25 protein-coding genes are annotated in these 22,536 nt (G+C 62.8%); 9 read left to right on the top strand and 16 right to left on the bottom strand.

The features are described from left to right. Nucleotides 1-9: 9 nt before the first annotated feature. Nucleotides 10-435, bottom strand: coding sequence for a hypothetical protein (locus tag AC1DUY_RS00720; RefSeq protein ID WP_309945788.1), 426 nt, complete (start codon nucleotides 433-435; stop codon nucleotides 10-12). Between the two features lie 174 nt (nucleotides 436-609). Continuing rightward, nucleotides 610-1,068, bottom strand: a complete 459-nt coding sequence (locus AC1DUY_RS00715; protein WP_478111638.1) for an ester cyclase — start codon at nucleotides 1,066-1,068, stop codon at nucleotides 610-612. Nucleotides 1,069-1,333: 265 nt separating this feature from the next. Here AC1DUY_RS00715 and AC1DUY_RS00710 point away from each other — a divergent pair, with 265 nt between their 5' ends. Further along, the gene (locus tag AC1DUY_RS00710) at nucleotides 1,334-2,011 is read left to right on the top strand and encodes a nitroreductase (protein ID WP_120292480.1); all 678 of its coding nucleotides are present in this window, start codon (nucleotides 1,334-1,336) and stop codon (nucleotides 2,009-2,011) included. Between the two features lie 8 nt (nucleotides 2,012-2,019). On the opposite strand, the gene AC1DUY_RS00705 is transcribed toward AC1DUY_RS00710, so the two are convergent. Further along, nucleotides 2,020-2,358, bottom strand: a complete 339-nt coding sequence (locus AC1DUY_RS00705; RefSeq protein WP_478111635.1) for a hypothetical protein — start codon at nucleotides 2,356-2,358, stop codon at nucleotides 2,020-2,022. 196 nt (nucleotides 2,359-2,554) lie between these two features. Between AC1DUY_RS00705 and AC1DUY_RS00700 the strand changes: the two genes are divergently transcribed. After that, nucleotides 2,555-4,018 (top strand): L-lactate permease, encoded by a 1,464-nt coding sequence (locus AC1DUY_RS00700; RefSeq protein ID WP_478111633.1) that lies wholly within the window; start codon nucleotides 2,555-2,557, stop codon nucleotides 4,016-4,018. 42 nt (nucleotides 4,019-4,060) lie between these two features. Here the strand turns inward: AC1DUY_RS00700 and AC1DUY_RS00695 are convergent, their stop codons facing one another. From AC1DUY_RS00695 to AC1DUY_RS00675, 5 genes are all read right to left on the bottom strand, one after another. Next, a complete protein-coding gene (locus AC1DUY_RS00695) occupies nucleotides 4,061-4,462 on the bottom strand; it encodes a DUF1330 domain-containing protein (RefSeq protein WP_309945780.1) in 402 nt (133 codons plus the stop codon). 48 nt (nucleotides 4,463-4,510) lie between these two features. Further along, nucleotides 4,511-5,458 carry a Dyp-type peroxidase gene (locus AC1DUY_RS00690; RefSeq protein ID WP_478111631.1) on the bottom strand — a complete coding sequence of 316 codons (948 nt, stop codon included), beginning with the start codon at nucleotides 5,456-5,458 and terminating at the stop codon, nucleotides 4,511-4,513. 69 nt (nucleotides 5,459-5,527) lie between these two features. Beyond that, nucleotides 5,528-7,000: an amidase gene (locus tag AC1DUY_RS00685; RefSeq protein WP_478111629.1), complete on the bottom strand. Its 1,473-nt coding sequence runs from the start codon at nucleotides 6,998-7,000 to the stop codon at nucleotides 5,528-5,530. 244 nt (nucleotides 7,001-7,244) lie between these two features. Further along, the gene (locus AC1DUY_RS00680; RefSeq protein WP_309945776.1) at nucleotides 7,245-8,501 is read right to left on the bottom strand and encodes an amidohydrolase/deacetylase family metallohydrolase; all 1,257 of its coding nucleotides are present in this window, start codon (nucleotides 8,499-8,501) and stop codon (nucleotides 7,245-7,247) included. Between the two features lie 214 nt (nucleotides 8,502-8,715). Next, nucleotides 8,716-9,075, bottom strand: a complete 360-nt coding sequence (locus tag AC1DUY_RS00675; RefSeq protein ID WP_089264657.1) for a hypothetical protein — start codon at nucleotides 9,073-9,075, stop codon at nucleotides 8,716-8,718. A 112-nt stretch (nucleotides 9,076-9,187) separates the two neighbouring features. Between AC1DUY_RS00675 and AC1DUY_RS00670 the strand changes: the two genes are divergently transcribed. Then, nucleotides 9,188-9,421, top strand: coding sequence for a hypothetical protein (locus tag AC1DUY_RS00670; protein ID WP_478111627.1), 234 nt, complete (start codon nucleotides 9,188-9,190; stop codon nucleotides 9,419-9,421). Nucleotides 9,422-9,764: 343 nt separating this feature from the next. On the opposite strand, the gene AC1DUY_RS00665 is transcribed toward AC1DUY_RS00670, so the two are convergent. The 3 genes from AC1DUY_RS00665 to AC1DUY_RS00655 all read right to left on the bottom strand — a co-directional run bounded on the left by AC1DUY_RS00665 (nucleotide 9,765) and on the right by AC1DUY_RS00655 (nucleotide 11,833). Then, the gene (locus AC1DUY_RS00665) at nucleotides 9,765-10,214 is read right to left on the bottom strand and encodes a hypothetical protein (RefSeq protein ID WP_478111625.1); all 450 of its coding nucleotides are present in this window, start codon (nucleotides 10,212-10,214) and stop codon (nucleotides 9,765-9,767) included. Nucleotides 10,215-10,319: 105 nt separating this feature from the next. Further along, nucleotides 10,320-11,531 (bottom strand): patatin-like phospholipase family protein, encoded by a 1,212-nt coding sequence (locus AC1DUY_RS00660; protein ID WP_478112400.1) that lies wholly within the window; start codon nucleotides 11,529-11,531, stop codon nucleotides 10,320-10,322. A gap of 23 nt (nucleotides 11,532-11,554) precedes the next feature. Next, nucleotides 11,555-11,833 (bottom strand): hypothetical protein, encoded by a 279-nt coding sequence (locus AC1DUY_RS00655; RefSeq protein ID WP_231080520.1) that lies wholly within the window; start codon nucleotides 11,831-11,833, stop codon nucleotides 11,555-11,557. 236 nt (nucleotides 11,834-12,069) lie between these two features. Here AC1DUY_RS00655 and AC1DUY_RS00650 point away from each other — a divergent pair, with 236 nt between their 5' ends. Further along, complete coding sequence (locus tag AC1DUY_RS00650; protein ID WP_120292463.1) at nucleotides 12,070-12,696, top strand: TetR/AcrR family transcriptional regulator; 627 nt, start codon at nucleotides 12,070-12,072, stop codon at nucleotides 12,694-12,696. A 21-nt stretch (nucleotides 12,697-12,717) separates the two neighbouring features. On the opposite strand, the gene AC1DUY_RS00645 is transcribed toward AC1DUY_RS00650, so the two are convergent. Then, nucleotides 12,718-13,266: a cupin domain-containing protein gene (locus AC1DUY_RS00645; RefSeq protein ID WP_093758353.1), complete on the bottom strand. Its 549-nt coding sequence runs from the start codon at nucleotides 13,264-13,266 to the stop codon at nucleotides 12,718-12,720. A 147-nt stretch (nucleotides 13,267-13,413) separates the two neighbouring features. Between AC1DUY_RS00645 and aptA the strand changes: the two genes are divergently transcribed. Then, nucleotides 13,414-14,745 carry an omega-aminotransferase AptA gene (gene aptA / locus AC1DUY_RS00640; protein WP_231080519.1) on the top strand — a complete coding sequence of 444 codons (1,332 nt, stop codon included), beginning with the start codon at nucleotides 13,414-13,416 and terminating at the stop codon, nucleotides 14,743-14,745. Nucleotides 14,746-14,829: 84 nt separating this feature from the next. On the opposite strand, the gene AC1DUY_RS00635 is transcribed toward aptA, so the two are convergent. Next, the gene (locus AC1DUY_RS00635; protein ID WP_478111622.1) at nucleotides 14,830-15,120 is read right to left on the bottom strand and encodes a hypothetical protein; all 291 of its coding nucleotides are present in this window, start codon (nucleotides 15,118-15,120) and stop codon (nucleotides 14,830-14,832) included. Between the two features lie 220 nt (nucleotides 15,121-15,340). Next, on the bottom strand, nucleotides 15,341-15,733 hold the full coding sequence (locus AC1DUY_RS00630) for a MerR family transcriptional regulator (protein WP_089264019.1): 393 nt from the start codon (nucleotides 15,731-15,733) through the stop codon (nucleotides 15,341-15,343). A 62-nt stretch (nucleotides 15,734-15,795) separates the two neighbouring features. On the opposite strand from AC1DUY_RS00630, the gene AC1DUY_RS00625 reads away from it, so the two are divergent. Then, nucleotides 15,796-16,545 (top strand): cation efflux transmembrane domain-containing protein, encoded by a 750-nt coding sequence (locus AC1DUY_RS00625; RefSeq protein WP_478111619.1) that lies wholly within the window; start codon nucleotides 15,796-15,798, stop codon nucleotides 16,543-16,545. An 839-nt stretch (nucleotides 16,546-17,384) separates the two neighbouring features. Further along, the gene (locus AC1DUY_RS00620) at nucleotides 17,385-18,368 is read left to right on the top strand and encodes a Bug family tripartite tricarboxylate transporter substrate binding protein (RefSeq protein WP_478111617.1); all 984 of its coding nucleotides are present in this window, start codon (nucleotides 17,385-17,387) and stop codon (nucleotides 18,366-18,368) included. A 204-nt stretch (nucleotides 18,369-18,572) separates the two neighbouring features. On the opposite strand, the gene AC1DUY_RS00615 is transcribed toward AC1DUY_RS00620, so the two are convergent. Continuing rightward, nucleotides 18,573-19,556, bottom strand: a complete 984-nt coding sequence (locus AC1DUY_RS00615) for a zinc-binding metallopeptidase family protein (protein ID WP_439071951.1) — start codon at nucleotides 19,554-19,556, stop codon at nucleotides 18,573-18,575. A 178-nt stretch (nucleotides 19,557-19,734) separates the two neighbouring features. On the opposite strand from AC1DUY_RS00615, the gene blaBJP reads away from it, so the two are divergent. Continuing rightward, nucleotides 19,735-20,622, top strand: coding sequence for a BJP family subclass B3 metallo-beta-lactamase (gene blaBJP / locus AC1DUY_RS00610; protein WP_478111615.1), 888 nt, complete (start codon nucleotides 19,735-19,737; stop codon nucleotides 20,620-20,622). Nucleotides 20,623-20,718: 96 nt separating this feature from the next. Beyond that, nucleotides 20,719-21,123: a GFA family protein gene (locus AC1DUY_RS00605; RefSeq protein ID WP_478111613.1), complete on the top strand. Its 405-nt coding sequence runs from the start codon at nucleotides 20,719-20,721 to the stop codon at nucleotides 21,121-21,123. Nucleotides 21,124-21,142: 19 nt separating this feature from the next. Here AC1DUY_RS00605 and AC1DUY_RS00600 read toward each other — a convergent pair whose 3' ends face one another. Continuing rightward, nucleotides 21,143-22,390 carry an MFS transporter gene (locus AC1DUY_RS00600; RefSeq protein ID WP_478111611.1) on the bottom strand — a complete coding sequence of 416 codons (1,248 nt, stop codon included), beginning with the start codon at nucleotides 22,388-22,390 and terminating at the stop codon, nucleotides 21,143-21,145. Nucleotides 22,391-22,536: the final 146 nt, after the last annotated feature.

Here is a 22,536-nt window from a genome sequence, read left to right as displayed (position 1 = left end):
CGATGACGGTCAGGTCAGGAATTTGGGTGGGGGAGGATCGATCCCGCGCGGCAGGCTGCGACGTTCGACATCGTGGAAAACCGCAGTGCGGGTCTCGATGGAGACGGGCATTGCCGCGAAGACAAGCGGCTGTGCGGTCACAGAGAAGCAGCCGTGGCAGTGATTGTCCGCGACGACTCCCTTGTCGGAATGGCCGGTCGCCTTCTCCGCGAGCGAGACGGTCGTCGCTCCGGACGGATTGGTCACATCGAATTCGCAGAGACCGTGCATGGCGCCGGCAAAGACGTACGTCGCCAGCACAACCATCACCAACGCCCTGCGCGAGATGCGCAGCAGGCCATGGCGGAAGATGCGGGCGAAAATCGTCACTTTGAGCGTCTCTTTCAAACTCTGCGAGCGAGGTAGCACGGATCGGCGATTCATGTCGATGCGCAACAATGTAACAACTATGGTTATGCGCAGGGTACGTATTGCCTGCGTGTTACCATGTTAACGAGTAACCAGATCGCAAATGTGGCAAGCGCGACGTCTGGCCACATGGTCATGATCGCGAGACGTAGCCGCAGGAGAGGAACTCAATCGGACGGGTTGAGTGCGCTTCGGCCAGTCTCACCGAGACGTGGAAAATTCGTTGCCCTGCATGCCGTCTGTCCTGATCTGTCCGAGCAGGCCGTAGATGTCACCGAGCACCCAGAGGTCGCGCACCTTCGGCCCGTCGAACGAAAAGATCGGCGCTCCAAGCCACCCGACGAGCTTTCCTGTCGGCGGATTGCCGAACATCGCTTCGCGTTGAACGCCATGGAAGTAGACCTTGCCGGCAACGCGATTGCCCTCCTCGATCATCATGAGAATGTCCGTCGTATAATTCTGCAGCACGCCGGTGACCCAGCGGACATAGTCGGCGAACTGGTCATGTCCGACCAGCACCGGTCCGAGCGATCCCCTGAACGTGAAATCCTCATGGAAGATTTGCGGGATCAAAGTCACGTCCGCATGGTCCCACATATCCTTGTAGAAGGCGCGGACCACTTCCTTCTGCGGCGTGAGCGTCACGCCATCGAACGTCATTGGCTTCTCAAGATGATCGCTGCGTGTGTTCATCGCCCTCGGCCCGGCATGATGGGATTGAACAACAACACTAGCAATCGCAGGGCGGATTGGCGAAGCGTAATCCGCCGCCGTCGAGATGTTTGCGCAGCGGAATACGCTTCGCTGTTCCGCCCTGCAACTGAACGGCGACCACCTCCTGCCCCTCACGTCAATCATGCACACGGCCGAGGAAACCGGGAATATCCCGCCCAATTCAGAAACGCCCCCGGGAGATTCCAGGCCTATGAAGTTCGATGACGTCATTCTCGGCCGCCGCAGCATCCGCGGCTACAAACCCGATCCGGTCCCCAAAAAGCTGATCGAGGAAATCATCAACCTTGCGATGCGCGCGCCGTCGTCGATGAACACCCAGCCATGGAATTTCTATGTCGTGACCGGCGAGCCGCTCGACAGGATCCGCGCCGGCAATACCGAACGGATGATCGCAGGTATCCCGCAGTCACGCGAATTTCGCACCGGTCAGGCTTTCGGGGGTCACCACCGCGACAGACAGGTCGGCGTCGCCAAGCAGTTGTTCTCGGCGATGGGGATCGCCAGGGACGACAAGGAGATGCGGCAGGACTGGGTGCTGCGCGGCTTCCGCCAGTTCGACGCGCCGGTCTGCGTGATCGTAACCTATGACCGCGTGCTGGACGGCAGCGACGATACGCCGTTCGATTGCGGCGCCGTGGCGACCGCCCTCGTCAATGCCGCCTGGTCGCGCGGCCTTGGCGCGGTGATCAACAGCCAGGGCATCATGCAGTCACCGGTGGTGCGCGAACATGCGGGGATTGCCGACGATCAGGTCATCATGAAAAGCATTGCGCTCGGATGGCCGGATGACAGCTTTCCCGCCAATGCGGTGGTGTCCGAACGCAAGTCGGTCGAGGAAGCCACGGTGTTCGTCGGCTTCGACAATTAACGCGTCGCCTATTGCGGTCCGACTGTGCCGGTGTGTCTCAGGCGGGATGATCTGACCCAGCCTGTGACGCCGCCGCCCGTCGCACGCGCATACATCACCGAGGTCCACCCGTCGCGCGTTTCAGCATAAGCGACCAGATGATCCCTGGGGATGACAAACACACCGGCCATCGCGCAATGCGCGCTTGGCGCCGAATGAAATTGCAGGCGCCCCGTACCGGTGACGACGGCGCCGAGCGGCGGCGAAAAGATCGGCGTGTCTTTGGTACCGGTCCCGGGCTCGTTGCAGGCGGCGACTGCCGGAGACGCCAGGAATGCCAGCGCGATCACCAATGCTTTAGACGTCACGTCCATTCTCCCGGGGCTGATTGAGCGAGGCCGCGTCTCGGTATCAGCTCTCACCCTGGGTTGGTCGGGCAAAACGCATTGCGGTTCAGCAAGCGCTGGGCGGATCGACGTTGCACGCGCCCCATGCGCGCAGCGCGGTTGACGTCCCTGCCTTTCCCGCGCATCCAGCCCTCAACGAGAAACCTGGGGGCGGAACGTGCTTTACCTGATCTGGGCGCTGCCCGCGTTGGCGGTGATCGGCGCCATCGCCAGCGGACTCGCCGGCACGCTCCCCGCCTCGCTCATCGGCCTCGCCACGGCGCTTGCAGTCGCGCTGGCCACCGCCCCGCAACTGTTCGGGATCGCTGACGCTGGAACGGCGCTGCTGCGCGGCGCATGGATCGGCTGGATCGTCGTGCCCTACATTCTCGGCGGCTTGCTGTTCTGGCAAATGGCGATCCGCCCTGGCGACGCGGCCATGCCGGTCGAGACGTCGCTGCCGGATGCGCATGCGCGGCGCCGCCTGCTGTTCACCGCCTGCTATCTGATCGGGCCCTTCGCGGAATCCGCCACCGGCTTCGGCATCGGCATCATGGGGACGATGGTGCTGATCCGCCGCCTTGGCCTGAAGCCGATCGAGCTCCTCGCCTTCTCGCTGATCAGCCAGACCATGATCGTGTGGGGCGCCATGGGCAGCGGCGCGGTGGTCGGCGCCGCCTTTGCGCGAACCGATCCCACCGCGCTCGCGCTGCGCACCAGCCTCATCTATCTCGTGTTCAACATCCTGTGGCTGCCCATCTACTGGCGCATGGCGGAGCGCGCCGGCATCGGCGCCGACTGGCGCGAGCGCGCCAGCGAAGCGCTCTGGTTGCTCGGCAGTCTTGGCCTCGCCATCATTGCGACAGCGTTCCTCGGGCCCGAGCCGGCGATGCTGGCGGCGTTCGGGCCGGCCATCGTGCTGCGCTATCTCATTGACGAAAAGCCGGACCGCGCGGCGATCGGCGCTGCGGCACGGCGCATGCTGCCATTCACGCTGCTGATCGGCTGGCTCGCGCTGACGCGCCTCGTGCCGCCGCTCAATCAACTGCTTCAGACCGCATGGAGCATGCAGCCCTTCGCCGGCGCGCCAGTCTGGGCACCGTTGTTTCACGCCGGCACCTGGCTCGTCGCAGCGGCCGTGCTGACCGCCCTGCTGCATGGCCATCAGCGAGCCTTCCCTTCGGAGATCGCAGCCGCCTGGAAGACCGGCCGGCTCGCCGTCCTTACGGTGATCGTGTTCTCGATGATGGCCGAACTGCTGTCGCGCTCGGGCATCGCCGGCGGCCTCGCCCGCGGCATGTACGACACGTTCGGGGTCTGGTCGGTGACGGTCACGCCGATGATCTCGGCCGTGTTCGGCGCGCTGGCCAATAGCGGCAATGCGGCCAACGGGTTGTTCATGCCGTCGCAGCTTAGCCTTGCGACCGAGGCCGGCCTCGACGTCGCCGCCGTCGTCGCGCTTCAGCACGCCGCGGCACTGTCGCTCAACATGGTCTCGCCGGTGCGGATGTCGATCGTCTGCAATCTCGCCGGCACGCCCGGCCACGAGCGGGACGCCTATCGCGCGATGTTCCCCTTCGTCGTGGTCATCGTCGCGGTTCTGCTCGTGATCTCCGTCCTCATCGCCACCCGGCTCATATGAGGTTTGGTGGCTCGAATAAGCCGGAATCCGGTGTCGATCCCCTCAGCCGATCTTGAACTTGCTGTAAGCCTCGCTCGTGCAAATGATCACATGCTCGGCACAGCCGTTGGTCCGGTGCGGGTCGCAGAGATTTTCATAGTCCGGTGACGTCATCATCTCGATGAAGGCTGCAACGGAGGGATAATACACCAGCGCCAGATAGTCCCACTGCTGGTGATCCGGTTCGCCGAGCGCGACGGCCTTGGCGTCACCGGTCCACAGCAAGGTGCCGCCGCGGGCCTTGATCATCGGCACGGTCAGCGCGCTGTAACGCAGATAGGCGTCCCAGCCCGACCCATCGCCGTCGAGCGAGCGCTCGCGGAATCGCATCAGATTGACCATGACGATCGGGCCCTGATGCTCCAGCTCTTTGAGCCCCTTGATGTTCAGGAGATCGACACCCATGCACAATCTCCTGTTTCAGTAAGCCGCGGGCAGATAAGCGAACACCGGTTACGCCTCGGGATCGACATCGTCCAGGAACGTCGCTGTGGGAACGAAGAACAGCGTCCCCGTCACCGCGCGGCTGAAATCCAGCAGATGGTCGTAAGTGCCCGGCGGGTTGCCGATAAACATGTTCTCCAGCATCTTCTCAATGCGCTGCGGGGAACGGGCGTAACCGATGAAATAGGTGCCGAACTCACCTTTGCCCACTTCGCCGAACGGCATGTTGTCGCGCAGGATTTGAAGCTGCTCCCCATTCTCTTCAATCGACGTCAGGACGTTGTGCGCATACGGCTTCTTCTCGGAATCGCGCTGTTCGATATCGGACAGCTTGTGCCGGCCAATGATGTTCTCCTGTTCCTCGACGGGCACCTTGTTCCACCGCGCGACGTCGTGCAGATATTTTTGCACGATCACGTAGCTGCCTCCGGCAAAGCCGGGGTCTTCATCGCCGACAAGGGTGGCCGCGTCAGCGGCCTGACCGACAGGGTTTTCAGTTCCGTCAACAAAGCCGATCAGATCGCGGTCGTCGAAGAATTTGAAACCGTGCACCTCGTCCACGGCCGAAACCGCGCCGGCGAGCCGCGACATGATGTGCGTCGCCAGCTCGAAACAGAGATCCATGCTCGCCGCGCGGATGTGAAAGAGGATGTCGCCGGGTGTCGAAACGGCGGTATGCACGCCGCGAATTTCGCGAAACGGATGCAAGTCTTTCGGACCCGGCGCTCCGAACACCCGACTCCAGGCGTCAGAGCCGAACCCCATGATGCAGGACAACTGCCCATTGAGATTGCGGAATCCCACGCCGCGCAGCAGGCTCGACAGGTCGCCGCACAAGCCACGAACCGCCTTCTCGGGGGCCGGTCCGGGATTGATCGTCACGACCAGGAATATCGCCGCCCGCGTTAGTCTGGCAGCGACCGACTGGGACACGGGAGCCGGCAAGCTTGAAACCATGTTCGATCCATTCGATATCCGCTGTGTCACGCATCTTTAGCGCGACGAAGACAAGATACGCCGACACGCCTATTGCCGGCTCACATGCTTTCCCGGCAGCTTGCCGCCATTCCACTTGCCGTCGATCACCCGCTCGATCTGCGCGGCCAGTTGCAGTAGCAGGCCGTCATTCGCCTGACGCGTCTGCGCCTGGATGCCGAGCGGCAGTCCGTTCTCCTGCGCCGCCAGCGGCAGCGAGATGCCGGGGATGCCGCACAGATTGGCAAGCGGTGTATAGGCGAAATTCTTCCACAGATTGGCGAACCAGTCGTGCACCGACGGATTGGTGCTGGTGGTGAGATATTCTGACGTGCCGACCTTTGGCGTCGGCTTGGCGGTGATCGGCGTCAGGATGATGTCGTAGCGCTCGAAGAACGCGCCGAAAGCGCGCGACGTCGTATTGAACACGGCCTGCATCGCGTTGCGCTCGGTATAGGACGTGTTCAGCCCGCTCTCCCAGATCTTGATGTTGATCGGCTCAAGCAGATCGGTGGTCGGTTTATCCAAACCGAGCCGCGCCAGATGACCGGCGATCACCTGCGCAAAATTGCTGATGTAGCAGGTCGTCTGCGCCGCAAATGCGTTACGGAAATCCACCTCCGGCAGCGCCCATTCCACGTGATGGCCGAGCCCTTCGAGCATCTTGCCGACACGCTCCAGCTCTGCAACGAAATGCGGCGGCGCTTTGTAGTCGCCCCACTCATGCGACAGCGCGATGCGCAGTCTTCCAGGATCCCGCTTGATCAACTCGCTATAGGGTTCGGTCGGTGACCAGAACGGCATGAATTCGCCGGGTGCGCCGCCGCGGCAGTTGTCGACGAAGGCTGCGGTGTCGCGCACGCTGCGGCTGACGCAGCCCTGGATCGAGACAAGCCCCGACAGGTCCGACAGCGCGGGCGCCAGCGAATAGACGCCGCGCGAGACCTTCAGGCCGATCAGGCCGTTCACGCCCGCGGGAATGCGGATCGAACCACCGCCATCCGTGGCATGGGAGATCGGCAGCACGCCGGCCGCGACCATCGCCGCAGAGCCGGCGGAGGAGCCACAGGTGGTGTAGTCGGTGTCCCAGGGATTGCGGGTAACATAGAGCTTGTTCTCGGCAGAACTGCAGACGCCGAATTCCGGCGTGGTGCTACGGCCAATGATGTTGAGCCCGGCGCCCCGGATCTTGCCGGTCAGGAAGCTGTCCTGCGCGGGACGATGCCCCTGCATGATCATGGAGCCGAATTCCTGCAGCCGTCCCTTCAGGGTCGGGCCGAGGTCCTTCATGAGGTACGGAACGCCAGCGAACGCACCCTCGGCATTCATGCCGTCCTTGAGCGGATCGGCGACGACGTCGTCAAACACTTCGACGACGGCATCGAGCGCGGGATTGGTGCTGGCGATGCCGGCCGCGGCCTGCGCCGCCAGATCGGCCGGCGTCAGGTCGCCCTTGCGCACGCGATCGGCCAGCGCCACGGCGTCATGTTTCGCCCATTCGTCCCAGCTCATCGCCAATGTCATGTCGCACGTCCAATTCGAGATTCGGTTGGTGCGAGCCTAGACCGGATGGTGGTTTTTTCGGAAGCCGTGGCAGGTGCCCTGAGCGCGCGGCAGACGCAGGGCAGACCAGCGTGCCGAAGCGCGATCGCCGTCACCCTCCCCGGCGGCGGCGGTAAATTCCAGCAGGACGTCAGCGTGCGGCACCATAACCAAGCCGCCGACGCCCGGGTGGCGCTTCGCTCACCCGGGCACCGCGCCGCTCTCGTCAGTTTGCCGAGAACGGCAGAGAATACGGCCGTCCGAACGGGACCCCGCCGCGCACGGTCTGGACCGCCTTCAGATAGGCCTTGCCAGTGCGGGGCTTGTTCGAGGTATCGAGCAGTTCGACCGGCCCCTCGACGAGTTCGAGAATGGCGACATCGGCGGGCGCGCCGACCTGCAGCGTGCCCAGTTTCGGCACGCGGTTGATGACATTGGCCGGCTTGATCGTGGCGGCCGCGATCACCTGGTCGAGCGAGAAGCCAAGCGCGAGAAACTTGCTGAGCACCCAGGGCAAATACGGCCTGCTGGGCGTGTTCGCCGCGGCCACATGGACGTCGCTGGAAATCGTATCGAACACGAGCCCCTGCTGGATGGCTTCCTCGGCAATGTCATAGTCGAAGCTGCCGGCGCCATGGCCGACATCGATGATGACGCCGCGCTTCTTCGCCTCCAGCAGCGCCGGAAGCACCTTGCCGTTCTGCACCGTGTTGTTGCCGAGCGCGCTGTAGGGATGCGTGAGGATATCGCCGGGACGCAACGTATCGACGAGCACCGACAGATCGCCCGGTGCATTGCCGATGTGGCACATCACCCGCCCCTTGGTGCCCGAGCGTTCGACGGCCAGAATGGCGCGCTTCAACGGCTCGATGCCATTATTGCCGACGAATGCCAGCGTCTCGCGCACCTTGGCGCCGAGCACGAGATCGGGATTTTCCGCAATCGTGCGCGCCGCGGCATCGACATTGGCGTAATCGATATTCAGCAACTCGCCGACGGGAAAGCCCGCAAGGCCGATGGTCGAGATGTGAACGAAGGCAAACAGCCGGCTGCGCGAATGCCCGACGACATCGCGCTTGAATCCGGCAAAGGTGTTGGCGCCGGCATCTCCGGCACTCACATAGGTCGTCGTCGCCGAGAACGGCACAAGCTCGTCGGGCGGAATGCCGATCGCCGACCCATAGGGATAGACATGGGTGTGAAGATCGACGAGGCCGGGCGTCACGAGTTTGCCTTTGGCATCGATGCTTTGTTTGGCCCGCTCCGCAGGAATGCTCGGCTCGACGGCGGCGACCTGCCCGAACTTGATGCCTATATCGCGAATGCCGCGCAGATTCTGGCTGGGGTCGATGACCTCGCCGCCCCGGATCACCAGATCGAAATTCTCAGTGGGCTGCTGGCCGAACGTCCCCCCAGATGCGCCAAGCGACCCAAGCATGGCCGCGCCACCTGCCAACACGTCACGTCGTGAAATCTTAGCCACTGATATCTCCGCCCCTGAACCAAAGTCCTGTCAGGCGAAGATAGTGGTCGGAACTCGAAATGTGTTTTCGTTGATTTTGCTTTCACGGCGCTTTTGAACTCCGCCGCGATCAAACAGGAGCAACAGATAGTCGCTGCGATGATTTAATGAGGGTCGCTACAACGTCGACCGGAAACTTTCACGGGAATCGGCGCTGCGAGATGCGCCGCCTCGCCTAGCCGCAATTCCAGATCGGTCCGATCGGGGTTCGCGTCCAGCATGGGCCCATGCTGCCGCCATTGTACTGGCCGCGATAGAAGCCGGGCCGGCCGAAATAATACTTCTCGCCGTCGGACCAGCGATAATAGACCGGGGTACGGTCGATGTACCAATGGCGCCGATCGCGTTTGGCCATGCGCAGGTCCGCGCGCTTCTGCATGAACAGCGGAACGCTGTTGTTCAGCGGCTGGTGATAGCCCGGCAGGAAGCCGTAGCCCTTCCATTGCTGCGGCTTCTTCTTGACCGGCGCCGCCAGCGCAGCGGCGGAGGTAAGCGACAGGACGAGAGCAATCGATAGACACATGAATCGCGACATGCCCATAGCATAGAGATTTGGCGCGCGGGCAGCCATTCAAATTCAGGTGGGTCGGATGGATTCCTCAGGGTATCCCCGTGACGTTTTGTCTCCGTCGCGATACCCTAACGCCATGAAAACCAAGCCCCTCGCCGATATCCTGGAACGCGTCGAGACGTTGCCACCACATGTGCAGGACGAGCTGGCGGCCTATGCCCGCGAGCTTGAAGCGGGCGTGAAGGGTGACGCGTATCAGCCAACGCCCGAAGAACTTGCCGGCATCGATCGCGGATTGCGGGCTGCCGATGCTGGCCGGTTCGCCACCGTGACTGATGTCGAAGCTGCCTTTGCCAAATTCCGCCGCTGATGAAGGTTGTCTATACAGACGAAGCTCTCACAGACATCGATCAGATCGCTGACTGGCTTATCGCCCACTATCCGGCGATCGCCCCCACCGTGGGACGGCGTATCCAGGCTGCATATCTCAAAACGTCGACGGCGTGCGAACGCTGATCACCTCGTAGGGTTCGCGCCGACGCAGCGGAAGCGATGCGTGCGTCGGCTTTAGAAGCAATAGGAATCGCCGGGAGTGAGGATGCGACGCTCTTCGTCGTCGGCCACCTCCCGCGAGCCATGGGCACTTGCACCCTGCCTCGCCTCGCAACGTGCCCTTGTGAAACACCTGCGATCGCTGCGACGCGATCCCCCGATCAGTTTCGGCTCATGTTGATGGTGACGTTCCGGATGTCGCCTTCGGACGATATCGAGAAAGACTGCTTGTTGCCGCGCGTCGAGAGCGACAGGCTGGCCGAGAAGCCGGGCGCGTCGATGACGGCCGAGATGAGGCCGCCGGACTCCCTGCCCGCGATGCTTCCGCTGATTCCGCGACTGGTTTCGCTCCATGTTCCGGCGATGGTCCCATCCTGGCTGACTACGTCGCTGTTGAGATCGAAGCGGTAGCTGTCGCTCGCGCAACGCAAGCTCTGCAGGAGCCGCCTTTCGCCATTGCTGACCTGGTATGTCGCCCTGCAGCGAAGCCGCTCCTTCGATCCGTCGGACAGCGAGATCGCTCCTGCGCCTGCCCAGGATCCGGTAAGGCCTGTGAACGGCGGCGACTGCGCCGCCGCCGAACCTGAGGCGGCGACGAGCAGGATCGACACCAGCGCAATCCGGCGGGGTGAAACGATCTTGCGAAGCATGGAAAGTCTCATGAGGTCACTCCTGTTTCAGCACGCATGTGCCGGGTTTGAACGTCGCATCGCGCATCAGTTGCCGCTTGCGACTTGCCGCGTGATTGCTGTGTGTGACGCCGCCACGGAATCCTGATCGTCGGAGGGCGGGGATTTCGACCACAGACGATTGCCCCGCGCCCTCTCGTAACCGTACTGGAACAGCGCGCGCATATAGGCGGTGTCGAAGCCGGACATCGGCGATGGCGGTCGATCGCCCTCGATATAGGTCAGATTGAATCCGAACTTGTTGCGGCGGGCGAAGGCATAGGTGTTGTAAAGGATGGAGCGTGTCTGAATCTTCATCACAGTCGATGACGCCCGCGCAGCGATTTCGATGGTGGAATTGGGAATGACCTGAAATTCCCGTTCGATCTTGTTGTTGATCAGGACGTAGAGCTGCAGCTTCTCTGCCCTGGCGAATGTGGCGTCGCGCAGCAGGAAAGCCTCCGGCAATGTCAGGACAGGCGCGGTGACGCCGCCATCGACATGCATCTCCTCGAAGCGCTTGCCGTTCGCCTCCGCGGTCACCAGCATCGGCGGAAACACCACGGGCAAGCTTGCCGAAGCCGCGACAACGTCCCGGAACAGGTTCAGTGCTTCGGGCGTACGCAGCGAGGCGATCCGTCCCATGTCCCAGATGGCGGTGCGCTGGGAGTCCAGGTTGGTCGTGACGACGAACAGCATCCGCCCCTTCGCGTGTTCGGCTGCGACAGCCGCGACGAAGGTCTCGTCGATATACTTCGCCACCAGCTCGCGCAGCCGCGTATTGCCGAACAGGCCAGAACCAAAGATCGCGTTGAACGGATTGGGTGCATCGAGCAGGCTCGCGGCAACGCCGCTGGTGTAGACGTCACGCAAGGTCGCGTCATAGTTGGAACCGAGAAACGCGAAGGGCGCGATCAGTGCGCCGGTGCTCACACCGGAGACCATCGAGAACGACGGGCGCGTCCCTGCCTCGGTCCAGCCACTCAGCACGCCGGCGCCATAGGCGCCGTCCGCCCCGCCTCCCGACAGCGCCAGATAGGTTCGAGGCCCCCGCAACACGACCTGGTTCTGACCGCTTCGGAACGTCGAGGCCGGTTCGTCCGCATAACGGCGCAGGTCCGCGAGATCGAGGACGCGCGCACTGGATGCATCCGTGACGCTATGCGGCGTCCGTGGCAGCGACGAACATCCGGCGAGCAGAAGGCTCAGCGCCGCAGCGACAAGCAACGAAACCGACGGCCGCCAACGGTAGCCACGCATGACATGTTCGGTCAGGAGAGCGCTCACGGGTTCGACGCCCCGTCCATAGAACCGCGTCGCTGGGCGACCTGAAGGGATGCCGCCGCGGGTTGAGCGACGAGTTCGAGGTAGTCCCGGTGGATCGCCTGGACGGTCGTGCGCTCGTCGAACTTGACCCGCCAACTGCTCGGCGAGCCGCGGCCCACGATGACCCCCTGGCGATCGCCGTATTTGGGATGCCGCTCACGACCGAGAACGCTCATCCGGACACGGGCACCGCGGAACAGCCGCGGCGGCGATGCGTCACTATCCGCATTCATCATGCAGCCCTCGCCCGGTCGGGCGCCTGATGGGCAATCAGTGTCGCTTTCGCTGTGGCCACGGTTTCGATCAGCTTGCGTCGCCGATCTGCGGTGCCGGCCGCATCGGCTGGCAACGGAGACATCATTTTGAAAGCACTATGCATTTGACCGCGCGTGTTAAGTGAGCAATCACTCACTATTATTGACTGACTCAAAAGTCAATAGCAGCCCTGCCGGGGATCGATTATCCTGGTCCCATGAATGCTGAGCTGAAGAAGCGCGCCCGACGAAAAGCGGAACGACCGATCGAGATCCTCGACGCGGCCTTCGAGGAATTCGCCAAAAACGGCTATGCCGCCACCCGGCTGGAGGATGTCGCCGCCCGCGCCTCCGTCACCAAGGGCACGATCTATTTCTATTTCGAAACCAAGGAGCGCGTGTTCGACGAGATGATCCGATACAAGTCCCAGGCGTTCTTTCCCGAACTGGAAAGCTATGCCGGGACGCTGGAAGGATCATACAACGCGCGCCTGCGCGCACTCATGGTCTTCGTGTATCGCAAGATTGCCGAGGACAGACCTTTCCGCGAAACACTCCGCTTCCTGATCGCCGACGGCTCCCGCTTCCCCGACCTCGTGGACCGGCACTATGACGAGTTCATGCGGCCGGTTATCGACCAGTTCCGGATGGTGATCGAGGCGGGAGTCGCGGCTGGTGAATTCCGCCCGTCGCAGGCAAGCACATTCACCGAAATCGTGATGAGCCCGGCGCTGCTGTTGACCGTGTGGTCACTGTTGTTTGGAACGCGAAGGCAGATCGACGTCGCGGTCTTCACCGATGCCAGTATCGACCTGCTGATGCGAGGAATCGATACGTCACGTTAGCCCGGGCGTGAGCTTAGGTCCTCAAAACGTCGGCGGCGTGCACGCACTGATCACTTCGCAGGGTTTCGCGCCGACGCAGCGAAAGCGATGCGGACGGCGGCTTTCGAAATAATAGGCGTCGCCGGGATCGAGGATGCGGCGCTCCTCGTCGACGGTCACTTCCAGCCGGCCCGAGACCACGATGCCGCCCTCCTCGCCGTCATGCACCAGCGGCACCCGTCCGGTGTCGCTGCCCGGCTCGTAGCGCTCCTTCAGGATCTGCAGGCTGCGGCCGAACAGATTGTCGCCGACCTGGCGATAGGAGATTGGCGTCTTGCCGATTTCGGTCAGCTCATCCGAGCGGTAGAACGCCTTGCGCGGCCGGTCCGGTTCGATGGCGAAGAAGTCGGCGAGCCCCATCGGAATGCCATCGAGAATACGCTTGAGCGCGCCGACCGACGGGTTCATCTGGTTGGACTCGATCAGCGAGATCGTCGAATTGGTCACGCCCGCGCGCTTGGCCAGTTCACGCTGCGACAGCTTGTGACGCCCGCGCACGAAGCGCAGCCGTTCGCCTAGATCGATACTCACGCCAAATCCCTGTTGCGAGTGTTTCGGATCGAACAAATATGACCCGGCCCATTCAATAAAATCAACAGGTTAATCAGATCGAGAAAAGGACTTGTTGCATTCGGGCGAACATGATCCAGATGCTGAATCAGCCAAGGGAGCCGCGCCGTGACCGTTCATCAGATTCCGAACACGCTACAACTCGAGTCGTTCTGGATGCCGTTCACGGCCAACCGCCAGTTCAAGGCGGCACCGCGCATGTTCGCATCCGCGCAGGGCATGTATTACACCACCGAAGACGGCCGCAAGGTGATCGACGGATCGGCTGGCCTCTGGTGCACCAATGCCGGCCACGGCCGCCGCGAGATCGCCAGTGCCGTTGAGAAGCAGCTCACCACCCTCGACTTCGCCCCCGCGTTCCAGATGGGCCATCCGCTCGCCTTCGAATTCGCCAATCGTCTGGCCGAGATCGCACCCGCGGGCCTCGACCGCATCTTCTTCACCAATTCCGGTTCGGAGTCGGGCGATACCGCGCTGAAGATCGCGCTGGCCTATCATCGCGCCAACGGCCAGGCCTCGCGCACGCGCCTGATCGGCAGGGAGCGCGGCTATCACGGCGTCGGCTTCGGCGGCACCTCGGTCGGCGGCATGGTCAATAACCGCCGCGCCTTCTCGTCCGCCCAACTGCCCGGCACCGATCACATCCGCCACACCCACGATCTCGCACGCAACGCATTCTCCAAGGACCTGCCGGAGCACGGCGCCGAACTCGCCGACGATGTTGAGCGTCTGGTGGCCCTGCATGGCGCCGACACCATTGCCGCCGTCATCGTCGAGCCGGTGCCCGGTTCGACCGGCGTGCTGCCGCCGCCGAAGGGCTACCTGCAGCGTCTGCGCGAGCTCTGCACCAAGCACGGCATCCTGTTGATCTTCGACGAAGTCATCACTGGTTTCGGCCGTCTCGGCACGCCGTTCGCCGCAAATTATTTCGGCGTAACGCCGGACCTGATGACCACCGCGAAAGGCATCACCAACGGCACCGTGCCCTGCGGCGCCGTGTTCGCCAGCCGCAAGATCTATGACGGGCTGATGACCGGGCCGGAAAGCCAGATCGAGCTGTTCCACGGCTACACCTATTCGGCGCATCCGGTCGCCTGCGCCGCGGGCATCGCGACGCTGGACATCTACAAGAGCGAGGGACTGCTGACGCGCGGTGCCTCGCTGTCCGACTACTGGCGCGATAGCCTGCACGCGCTCAAGGACCTGCCCAATGTCATCGACATCCGCAATTGCGGCCTGATGGGCGCCGTCGAACTGGCTCCGCGGAAAGATGCACCGGCTGCGCGCGGCTATGACGTCATGGTCGACTGCTTCAACCGCGGCCTCTATCTGCGCCAGAGCGGCGACGCCTTCGCGATGTCGCCGCCCCTCATCGTCGAGAAGAACCAGATCGACGAGATCGTCTCGATCCTGAGCGACGCCATCAAGCGCGTCGCCTGAGTCCACACACCATCTGATCCCACATGGCCCGGAGGAAGCGCCTGCTTCATCCGGGCCTCGTTGTTCAAGAGATCCGGCTGTCGATCAGCTTGCGCTGCCATGCGCCCGCGCGCACATCCGTGTCACATGATCCGCGCTCATCACCGGCGTCGGCGCAACGGTGTCGCTCGAACCTGTGCTGGTCGTCCATGAGAGACCACCGAGCGACGCTATGACAGGCGCTATGGCAAAGCGCGACATCATCGCGACATTCACCATCGCCGGCACGTCGACGCGGGGATGGCTGACGATCGCGTCCACGATCAGGCCGAAGGCGGCCAGTCCCAGTGTTCGCTTGCGAGATCTGATTGAGGTCTTGCGGAATTGGATCGGCATCGCGGGCTCATTGGCTTGAGGATGCGCACGCACCGAAGTCGGAGTGCGCCGACGCGTCGACGTCGCGCGCCATTTTAGCGATCAACTGTGACCATCCGGTCTGATGCCGCGAACAACAAAGCTCGCAACCGATCACGTCGCGAAGAGTCGCCCGATATCGGTCATCACATCTTCACGAGGACGAGTACCTCGGCGCGGCGAGCAATCGCCGCGCTTCGCTTTATTCGGACAGCGTCTCGATCACCCGGCAGTCACTGACCCTGCCATGACTGCACTCTTCCACCATGCGCTTCAATTCTCCGCGTAACGCGGTGAGTTGCGCGATCCGGCGCTCGACGTCCGACAAGTGCCGGCGCGTGATCCGATCGACCTCTGCGCAAGACTGATCGGGTCCCTCGCTCAGGGTCAGCAATTCGGCGATATCGGCGATCTCGAAGCCGAGCTCGCGGGCGTGCCGGATGAAATTCAGGCGGGCGACATCCTCCGGCCGATAGCGGCGCTGCTTTCCCTCCGTCCTTGTGGGCGCGGCCAGCAGACCAATCCCCTCGTAGTAACGGATCGTCGGCACCTTGATGCCCGTCAGACGCGACGCTTCTCCGATTGCGTAATCCATTTTTCCCTTGAACCTCTAGTCGCTAGAGGTTGTACGCTTGTCTCACGTTGAGAGAAAGCGCGATGTCCGACAAGACCTGTTGCACCACCGATACCTGTTGCGAGCCGCCGCCCATCGATTTTTCGAAGGCGAACGCGAAGCCTGTCTCCCCGGCGGCTTGCGGGACCGAGGCATGCGGTTGCTCCGGCGGCGTTCCGGTCTTCGACGGCGTCGATCCCCGCTACAAGCGCGTGCTGTGGACGGTCATTGCCATCAACGGCATCATGTTTCTTGTCGAGATCATCGCGGGACAGATCGCGGGATCGCAGGCGCTGAAAGCGGATGCGCTCGACTTCCTCGGCGATACCGTCACTTACGGGCTGAGCCTCGCGGTCATCGGCACCGGCATCAGGACGCGGGCAACGGCGGCTTTGTTCAAGGGCCTTTCGCTCAGCGTCATGGCTCTATGGGTGTTCGGTTCGACCGTCTACCAGACGCTTGTCCTGGGCGTTCCAAGTGCCGAGGTTATGGGCGCCATCGGCTTCCTGGCGCTGGCAGCCAATCTCGCCTCGGTGCTGCTCCTGATGCGTTACAAGGACGGCGACGCCAATGTGCGCTCTGTCTGGCTGTGTTCCCGCAACGATGCCATCGGCAACGTCATTGTCATGTTCGCAGCCCTGGGAGTCTGGGGCTCGTCGAGCGCGTGGCCGGATCTGGCGGTTGCCGCCGTGATGGCCTTCATATTTCTCTCCTCCTCGGTGCAGATACTCCGTCAGGCCTGGACTGAATATTCCGAACAGCCCGCGCCCGTCGGCATGTCCCAGCGTTCTTGAGCCTAACATGCTGCCCCTCCATCGCCGGCGTGTGCGCCCGCGGCGATGGCCTTGAAAATAATCCTTGACGTTGTTTTCGGAGAGATTATATTCCATTGCATCCCGTCCCACTTTGAGGGGCGTTGCCAGGGACGCTTGTTAGCGCGGGGCGGGATGTGGCGCCTGCGGGCGGGAGGGAGACGTTTCCTCACGCACTCGGGAGGCCTTGGGTCACCGTCCGGCCCCACTACGGGGGTCTGCCACTCATGCTGGCTGGACGTGGCATTGGTGAACGGCGGGAAACCGTCGGGATCAGCGGACTGCGGAGGTCTGCGCCTTTGCCCGGAAGAACGGTCCCGGGGACAGAAATCGCCACGATGGAGCGTCGAAAGGCGTTTCCGCGGCCTCTGCTGTCCGGCGATCCGGACACTACGCTGCGGCACTGTACCCAAGTCGCGCCTTTCGGCGCTTCATCTCCCTCATTCTTGAGGGAGGCCACCGGGACTGCCATTCACGCGCACAGGCGCGGGCAAGGACGGCGCACGCTCGTCCCTCACCTGCATCACAGTAATCAACAACGTCATCACGGGAGGTCACATGCTCCTTGGTCACAAGCATCCTGGTCACATGCATCCGCGTCTCACATCGACAAATTCCACGCTGCGGCAGCAGACGTTAGCGGCCTTTCGTCTACTTTCCCCGTTACCATGCGATGCGGTAGCCTGCATGCGGGACTCTGCATCCCGCGACATCCGTCGCGGCGCAGAACGGGCAGACAACAAGAAGAACGGTCTGCGATCCGAGGCAGGCGCTACGGCGCTCCCGCCGCCTTGGAGCGCGCCGGCAGTCGAGGAAATGAAATGATGAAGAGCTTCGTCCGCGCCGCGAGCGTGATCGCCGTGATGGCCGCCTGCGCCGGCAGCGCCGAGACTGCCTTTGCGCAGAGCTGGCCGAACCGGCCGATCCGCATGGTCGTGCCCTATACGCCGGGCGGCTATACCGACCTGATGGCGCGCCTCGTTTCCGAAAAGATGTCGATCGCGCTGGGCCAGCCGATTGTCATCGAGAACAAGCCGGGCGCCAATGCCGCCATCGGCACCGACGCCGTCGCCAAGGCAGCCCCCGACGGCTACACCTTCGGCACCGTGATCGCGGCGCATTCAGTGAATCCGACGCTCAATCCGAAGCTGCCCTATGATGCGATGAAGGACTTCACTTACGTGTCGCTGACCTCGGTCGCGCCGCTGATTTTGATTGCGACGCCGTCCCTGCCCGCCAAGGACATGAAGGAATTCATCGCGCTCGCCAAGGCGAAGCCCGGCTCGCTCAATTTTGCCTCCAGCGGCATCGGCTCGGCGGCGCATCTGACCATGGAAATGCTGAAGAGCCGCGAAGGCATCAATCTGCAGCACATTCCCTACAAGGGCACGTCCGGCGCGCTGCAGGATACGGTCGGCGGCCAGATCAATGTGATGTTCGACGTCATCGGCCCGCTGATGTCGCAGGTGAAGTCCGGCAATGCCAAGGCGCTCGCCGTGGCTGCCAAGGAGCGCGTACCGGCGGCCGGCGACGTGCCGACCATGGCGGAAGCCGGCGTGCCGGATTTCGTCTCCGGCACCTGGTCCGGCATCATCGCGCCGGCGGGCACGCCGAAGGAGATCGTGGATCGCGTAGCCGCGGAGGCAAAGAAGGCGCTCACCGATCCCGACCTGAAGAAGAAGCTCGACGATCAGGGTATCGTCCCCATGGGCACCACCCCGGATGAATTCCGCGCCTTCGTCACCGACGAAATCGCGCGCTGGAAAAAGGTGATCACGGACGCCGGGATCAAGATGGAGCAGTAAGAGCCAACCTCGTCATTCCGGGACGCGAGCGCCACTTGGCGGTCGCGGACCCGGAATCTCAAGATGGGAGTCGCTCCCTCCGCCGCGCTGGATCAAGAGGTGATGAACACATCAAGATTCCCCGTCACTCCAATTGGAGTGGCTGAGGTTCGCGCCGAACCGCTTCGCGTTTCGGCCCGCCCCGGAATGACAGCGTAAGGCCATTCAGCTTTCGCTGCGCGTTTTCAGAATCGCCAGATGCACGAAATGCAGCTTTCCCCTCACCGCCTGTGTCAGGTGAAACGGATAAGCGTCGCTCATGCCCATCGAACGATTGAGTTCGTTCATGCTGTAGGACACAGCATCCCACAGCGACAGCAGCGCTTCGAAATCACGCTCGAGATAGGGATCGTCCAGCGTATGGCGCGAGCGTTCGTCCAGTGACAGCGGCAGCGACGATGCGGTGTCCAGCGTCGAGACGATGTGCAGGAAATGCGCGAAGGTCTCGGCCCAGTCTTCCCACGGATGCGAGGTCGCATATTCGCTGATGAAGGCATCGCTATTCCACGAGCGATCGGCGCGATTGTGATAGGCCGCGAGTGCCTCGCCATAGTCGCGGGTTTCATCGCCGAAGATCATCCGGAACGGACCGATGAGCTGCGACTGATCGACCAGCGCTTCCCAGTAGAAATGCCCGACCTCGTGGCGGAAATGGCCGAGCAGTGTTCGATACGGTTCGCGAAACGCGGCGCGGCGCGCCTCGCGCTCGGCATCGTCAGCTTCCGAGAGGTTCATCGTGATCAGCCCCGACAAATGCCCGGTCATGATCGGATGTCCGGCGGTCTCGTCCGAGAGAATGTCAAACGCGATATGCGCGCCGCTCGACACGGCAAGGGGTAGCCTGAGCCGCATCAGGTCGTAGGTCAGACGCCGCTTGGCCTGTTCAACCCGCTTCCAGAGCGCGACATTGCGATCGGATACCAGATTGGGAATTGTTCGCGTAAGCCGGCAGGACGGACAGAACGGATCGCTGTCATCCGTGGCCCAGTTGCAGGCGATCAGATCGCGATTGGCACAGGACATGGCCGCCGCAGCGCTGACGACATTGGACTGCGCGGTGTCGAAGATCAGCGCCTCGCCGCATTGCACGCAATCGCTCTGCTCGAAGAAGACGCGCGTCTGGCAATTGGGGCAGATCAGTTGTTTCATGGATGAAGTCTAACCCGAAACGGCCGGGATGGTTCAACGCGCTCGCAACATTCGCCGCCCGGCCGTATCTGTCATGCGTGACGCCGGCATGCAGGAATGGCGCTTGAGCCATCCGCCCAAATCGCGCTTCAATCCTGGCGTTCAAAAGAACCAATAAAAATCGAACCGGGAGGCCATCATGAAGACGCTCGCAGGAGCCATCTGCGCTCTGGCGCTATTTGCAGGTAGCGCGCAAGCGCAGACCGTCAAGGATTTTCTGGCGCAGGTGATGGTCAAGTGGACCGCCCCCTTCGAGCCGTTTCAATTGATCGACAACATCTATTACGTCGGCACCGACGGCATCGCGGTCTATCTCATCAAGACATCCGACGGCCTGATCCTGATGGATACGGGCGTCCCGCAATCGACCGGGATGATCAAGGAGCACATCGCAAAGCTCGGTTTCAAGGAAGCCGATATCAAGATCATCCTCAACAGCCATGCCCATTTCGATCACACCGGCGGTTTTGCGGAGATCAAGAAGGACACCGGCGCGCAACTGATCGCAGGCCTACGGGACAAGCCATTGCTCGAAAGCGGCACCTATCCGGGCGATGAAAAGAACACCGATATCGGTTTCCCGCCGGTCAAGGTGGATCGCACCGTCACCGAGGGCGATAAGGTCACACTCGGCGGCACCACGCTGACGGCGCATGCAACGCCCGGCCATTCGCCGGGCTGCACGAGCTGGGAAATGACCGTGAAGGACGGCAGCGAGAACCGTGAGGTCCTGTTCTTCTGCAGTGGCACCGTGGCGCTGAACCGGCTGGTCGGCAATCCAACCCATGCCGGCATCGTCGACGATTATCGGTCGACCTATGCCAAGGCCAAGGCGATGAAGATCGATGTGCTGCTCGGGCCGCATCCGGAAGTCTATGGCATGCAGGCCAAACGCGCGGCGATGAAGGACGGCGCGCCAAACCCCTTCGTGAAACCGGGCGAGCTGGCCGCTTACGCTGCAACGCTCGAACAGGATTTCGACAAGCAGCTCGTGAAGCAGACTGCGGCGCTGCAGAACGGCAAATAGCGACTGCCAGCCGCGGCGAGCGATTTGTCGCAAGCCGCGGCAGTTGTCGGCGATTGCGGTCGGCTGGTAGTTTTGCGCATCAGATGAGGTGCGCCCATGGAACTCGCCTGCCCCTGCAACGCCGTGAAGCTCAGGATTTCAGCCGACCCCATCGCCCATTTCTGGTGCCACTGTGCCGACTGCCAGACCGTCCACGGCGCGGCCTATGTGGCCGAGGCCGTCTATCCGGCTGACGGTGTCGAAGTCGTTCAAGGCGACACGACGTCGTTCGCGCTGAAGACGACTCCGCGCCTCAGTTGCGCAAAGTGCGCCACACCGCTGATTATCGAACTCGACGGGATCGGCATGCGCAGCATCAACGGTTATCTGCTCGGAGATGCATTCAAGCCGAGCCTGCATATCAATTGCAGCGAGGCGATCGCTCCGGTTCGGGATGGCCTCCCACATTACGCGGCCATGCCGGCAGCATTCGGCGGCGACGACCGGTTCGTCGACTGGTAGGACGCCGAGGCTTTCCTCGCTAGGGCAGCGCCAACAGTCCCGCCGCGACGACCATGGTCGCCAGCGCTGATAGCGCCAGCGACCAGTGGATGCCGATCATGCTGCCGACGACGCCGACCGAGATCCCGCTGAAGGCACGCAGCCCCAGGCTCGCCATATTGAACAGGCCGATGACGCGGCCGCGTTTGTCCAGGGGCGCATCGAGCTGCACGAGGCTCTGCGCCATCGCGTTGAACGACAGTTCGAGGAAACCCGCCGCAAACAGGAACACCAGCGCGATGGCGTAATGACCGGTCAGCGCGAAGATCGCCAGCGCGCCGCACCAGAGCAGCGCCAGCAAGATCGCCGTGCGCGGCTTCGGCGCGAGCAACTGCCTGCCCTCCAGCGCCAGGCCGGCAAGCAGGCCACCGGCTGCGTCAGCCGCCAGCAGCATGCTGTAGGACATGCCGGGATCGCCATGGCCGAGATCACTGGCGAAGCCCGGCATCTGTGAACTATAGGCGTTGCCGACGAAGAACGATGCCGCGCCGGCCAGCGCGATCATGGAGACGATCACCGGACGGTGGCGAACGTCGCGCATGGTCTGGACGATGTCCGCGAAGCCCCGCACGGCGCGCTGAGGCGCGGGCGCGCCGGTGCGAAAGCGCGGACCATAGGGCGCCTTGATCAGCCACAGCACCAGCGGCAGATAGAAGATGGTGTTGAGCATGATGCCATAGGCCGGACCCAACGCGAGCAGGATCACGCCGCCGACCGCAGGCCCGACCATGACGCCGAGATAGCGCGCCATCGCGTTCAGACGCACCGCACTCGGCAGGTCGGCGGAACCGACGACATCGTAGAGCAGCATCTGGTTCGGCGTCTGCCAGAGCACGCCGGCACAGCCATGGATCACCAGCAGCACCATGGCCTGCCACATCTGCAGGGTGTCGGTGACGAAGAAATAACCCCAGCCCAGCGAGGCCAGAATGAACAGCGCCATGCCGCACTGGATCACGCGCCGCGGGTCGAACCGCTCCGCCAGCGCGCCAGACGTGACCGAGAACAGCAGGAACGGCAGCCAGTGCGAGACGATGGCGAAACCACCCAGCGCAGGCGACTGGAATTTCTGAAACACCACCCAATAGCTGATCACATGCTCGATATTGTCGGCCATCATGGCCAGCACATAGGTGATGAATTGGGCGCGGAATCCCGGGTGATGCAGCGCCGCGAAGGATCGTTTGGTGGGCGATGCGCCGACGGTCTGCGCTGGGGTGTCGCTCATCGGGAGGGGAATCTTCGGACGGAGGGAAACGCCGCCATCGGCAATTACGGCGCAGACTCGTTACATCGCATGTCTTCGCCCGGCACAAGGCGGCTTCCGGCATAGGACGCCTCGCCATCTTGCATGCAATTGCATTCATCCCTACC

This window comes from Tardiphaga sp. P4_G1, assembly GCF_056401215.1.
The sequence above is the reverse complement of the archived record's forward strand: the minus strand, read 5'-3'. Positions and strand labels throughout refer to the sequence as shown.

Excerpts from the sequence above, each read along its gene's own strand:
- AC1DUY_RS00715 (WP_478111638.1), bottom strand. The coding sequence starts at position 1,068 with ATGACGTTCGATGGCGTGACGCTCACGCCGCAGAAGGAAGTGGTCCGC.
- AC1DUY_RS00710 (WP_120292480.1), top strand. The coding sequence starts at position 1,334 with ATGAAGTTCGATGACGTCATTCTCGGCCGCCGCAGCATCCGCGGCTAC.
- AC1DUY_RS00695 (WP_309945780.1), bottom strand. The coding sequence starts at position 4,462 with ATGGGTGTCGATCTCCTGAACATCAAGGGGCTCAAAGAGCTGGAGCAT.
- AC1DUY_RS00690 (WP_478111631.1), bottom strand. The coding sequence starts at position 5,458 with ATGGTTTCAAGCTTGCCGGCTCCCGTGTCCCAGTCGGTCGCTGCCAGA.
- AC1DUY_RS00685 (WP_478111629.1), bottom strand. The coding sequence starts at position 7,000 with ATGACATTGGCGATGAGCTGGGACGAATGGGCGAAACATGACGCCGTG.
- AC1DUY_RS00675 (WP_089264657.1), bottom strand. The coding sequence starts at position 9,075 with ATGTCGCGATTCATGTGTCTATCGATTGCTCTCGTCCTGTCGCTTACC.
- AC1DUY_RS00670 (WP_478111627.1), top strand. The coding sequence starts at position 9,188 with ATGAAAACCAAGCCCCTCGCCGATATCCTGGAACGCGTCGAGACGTTG.
- AC1DUY_RS00660 (WP_478112400.1), bottom strand. The coding sequence starts at position 11,531 with ATGCGTGGCTACCGTTGGCGGCCGTCGGTTTCGTTGCTTGTCGCTGCG.
- AC1DUY_RS00655 (WP_231080520.1), bottom strand. The coding sequence starts at position 11,833 with ATGATGAATGCGGATAGTGACGCATCGCCGCCGCGGCTGTTCCGCGGT.
- AC1DUY_RS00650 (WP_120292463.1), top strand. The coding sequence starts at position 12,070 with ATGAATGCTGAGCTGAAGAAGCGCGCCCGACGAAAAGCGGAACGACCG.
- AC1DUY_RS00635 (WP_478111622.1), bottom strand. The coding sequence starts at position 15,120 with ATGCCGATCCAATTCCGCAAGACCTCAATCAGATCTCGCAAGCGAACA.
- AC1DUY_RS00630 (WP_089264019.1), bottom strand. The coding sequence starts at position 15,733 with ATGGATTACGCAATCGGAGAAGCGTCGCGTCTGACGGGCATCAAGGTG.
- AC1DUY_RS00625 (WP_478111619.1), top strand. The coding sequence starts at position 15,796 with ATGTCCGACAAGACCTGTTGCACCACCGATACCTGTTGCGAGCCGCCG.
- AC1DUY_RS00620 (WP_478111617.1), top strand. The coding sequence starts at position 17,385 with ATGATGAAGAGCTTCGTCCGCGCCGCGAGCGTGATCGCCGTGATGGCC.
- AC1DUY_RS00615 (WP_439071951.1), bottom strand. The coding sequence starts at position 19,556 with ATGAAACAACTGATCTGCCCCAATTGCCAGACGCGCGTCTTCTTCGAG.
- blaBJP (WP_478111615.1), top strand. The coding sequence starts at position 19,735 with ATGAAGACGCTCGCAGGAGCCATCTGCGCTCTGGCGCTATTTGCAGGT.
- AC1DUY_RS00605 (WP_478111613.1), top strand. The coding sequence starts at position 20,719 with ATGGAACTCGCCTGCCCCTGCAACGCCGTGAAGCTCAGGATTTCAGCC.
- AC1DUY_RS00600 (WP_478111611.1), bottom strand. The coding sequence starts at position 22,390 with ATGAGCGACACCCCAGCGCAGACCGTCGGCGCATCGCCCACCAAACGA.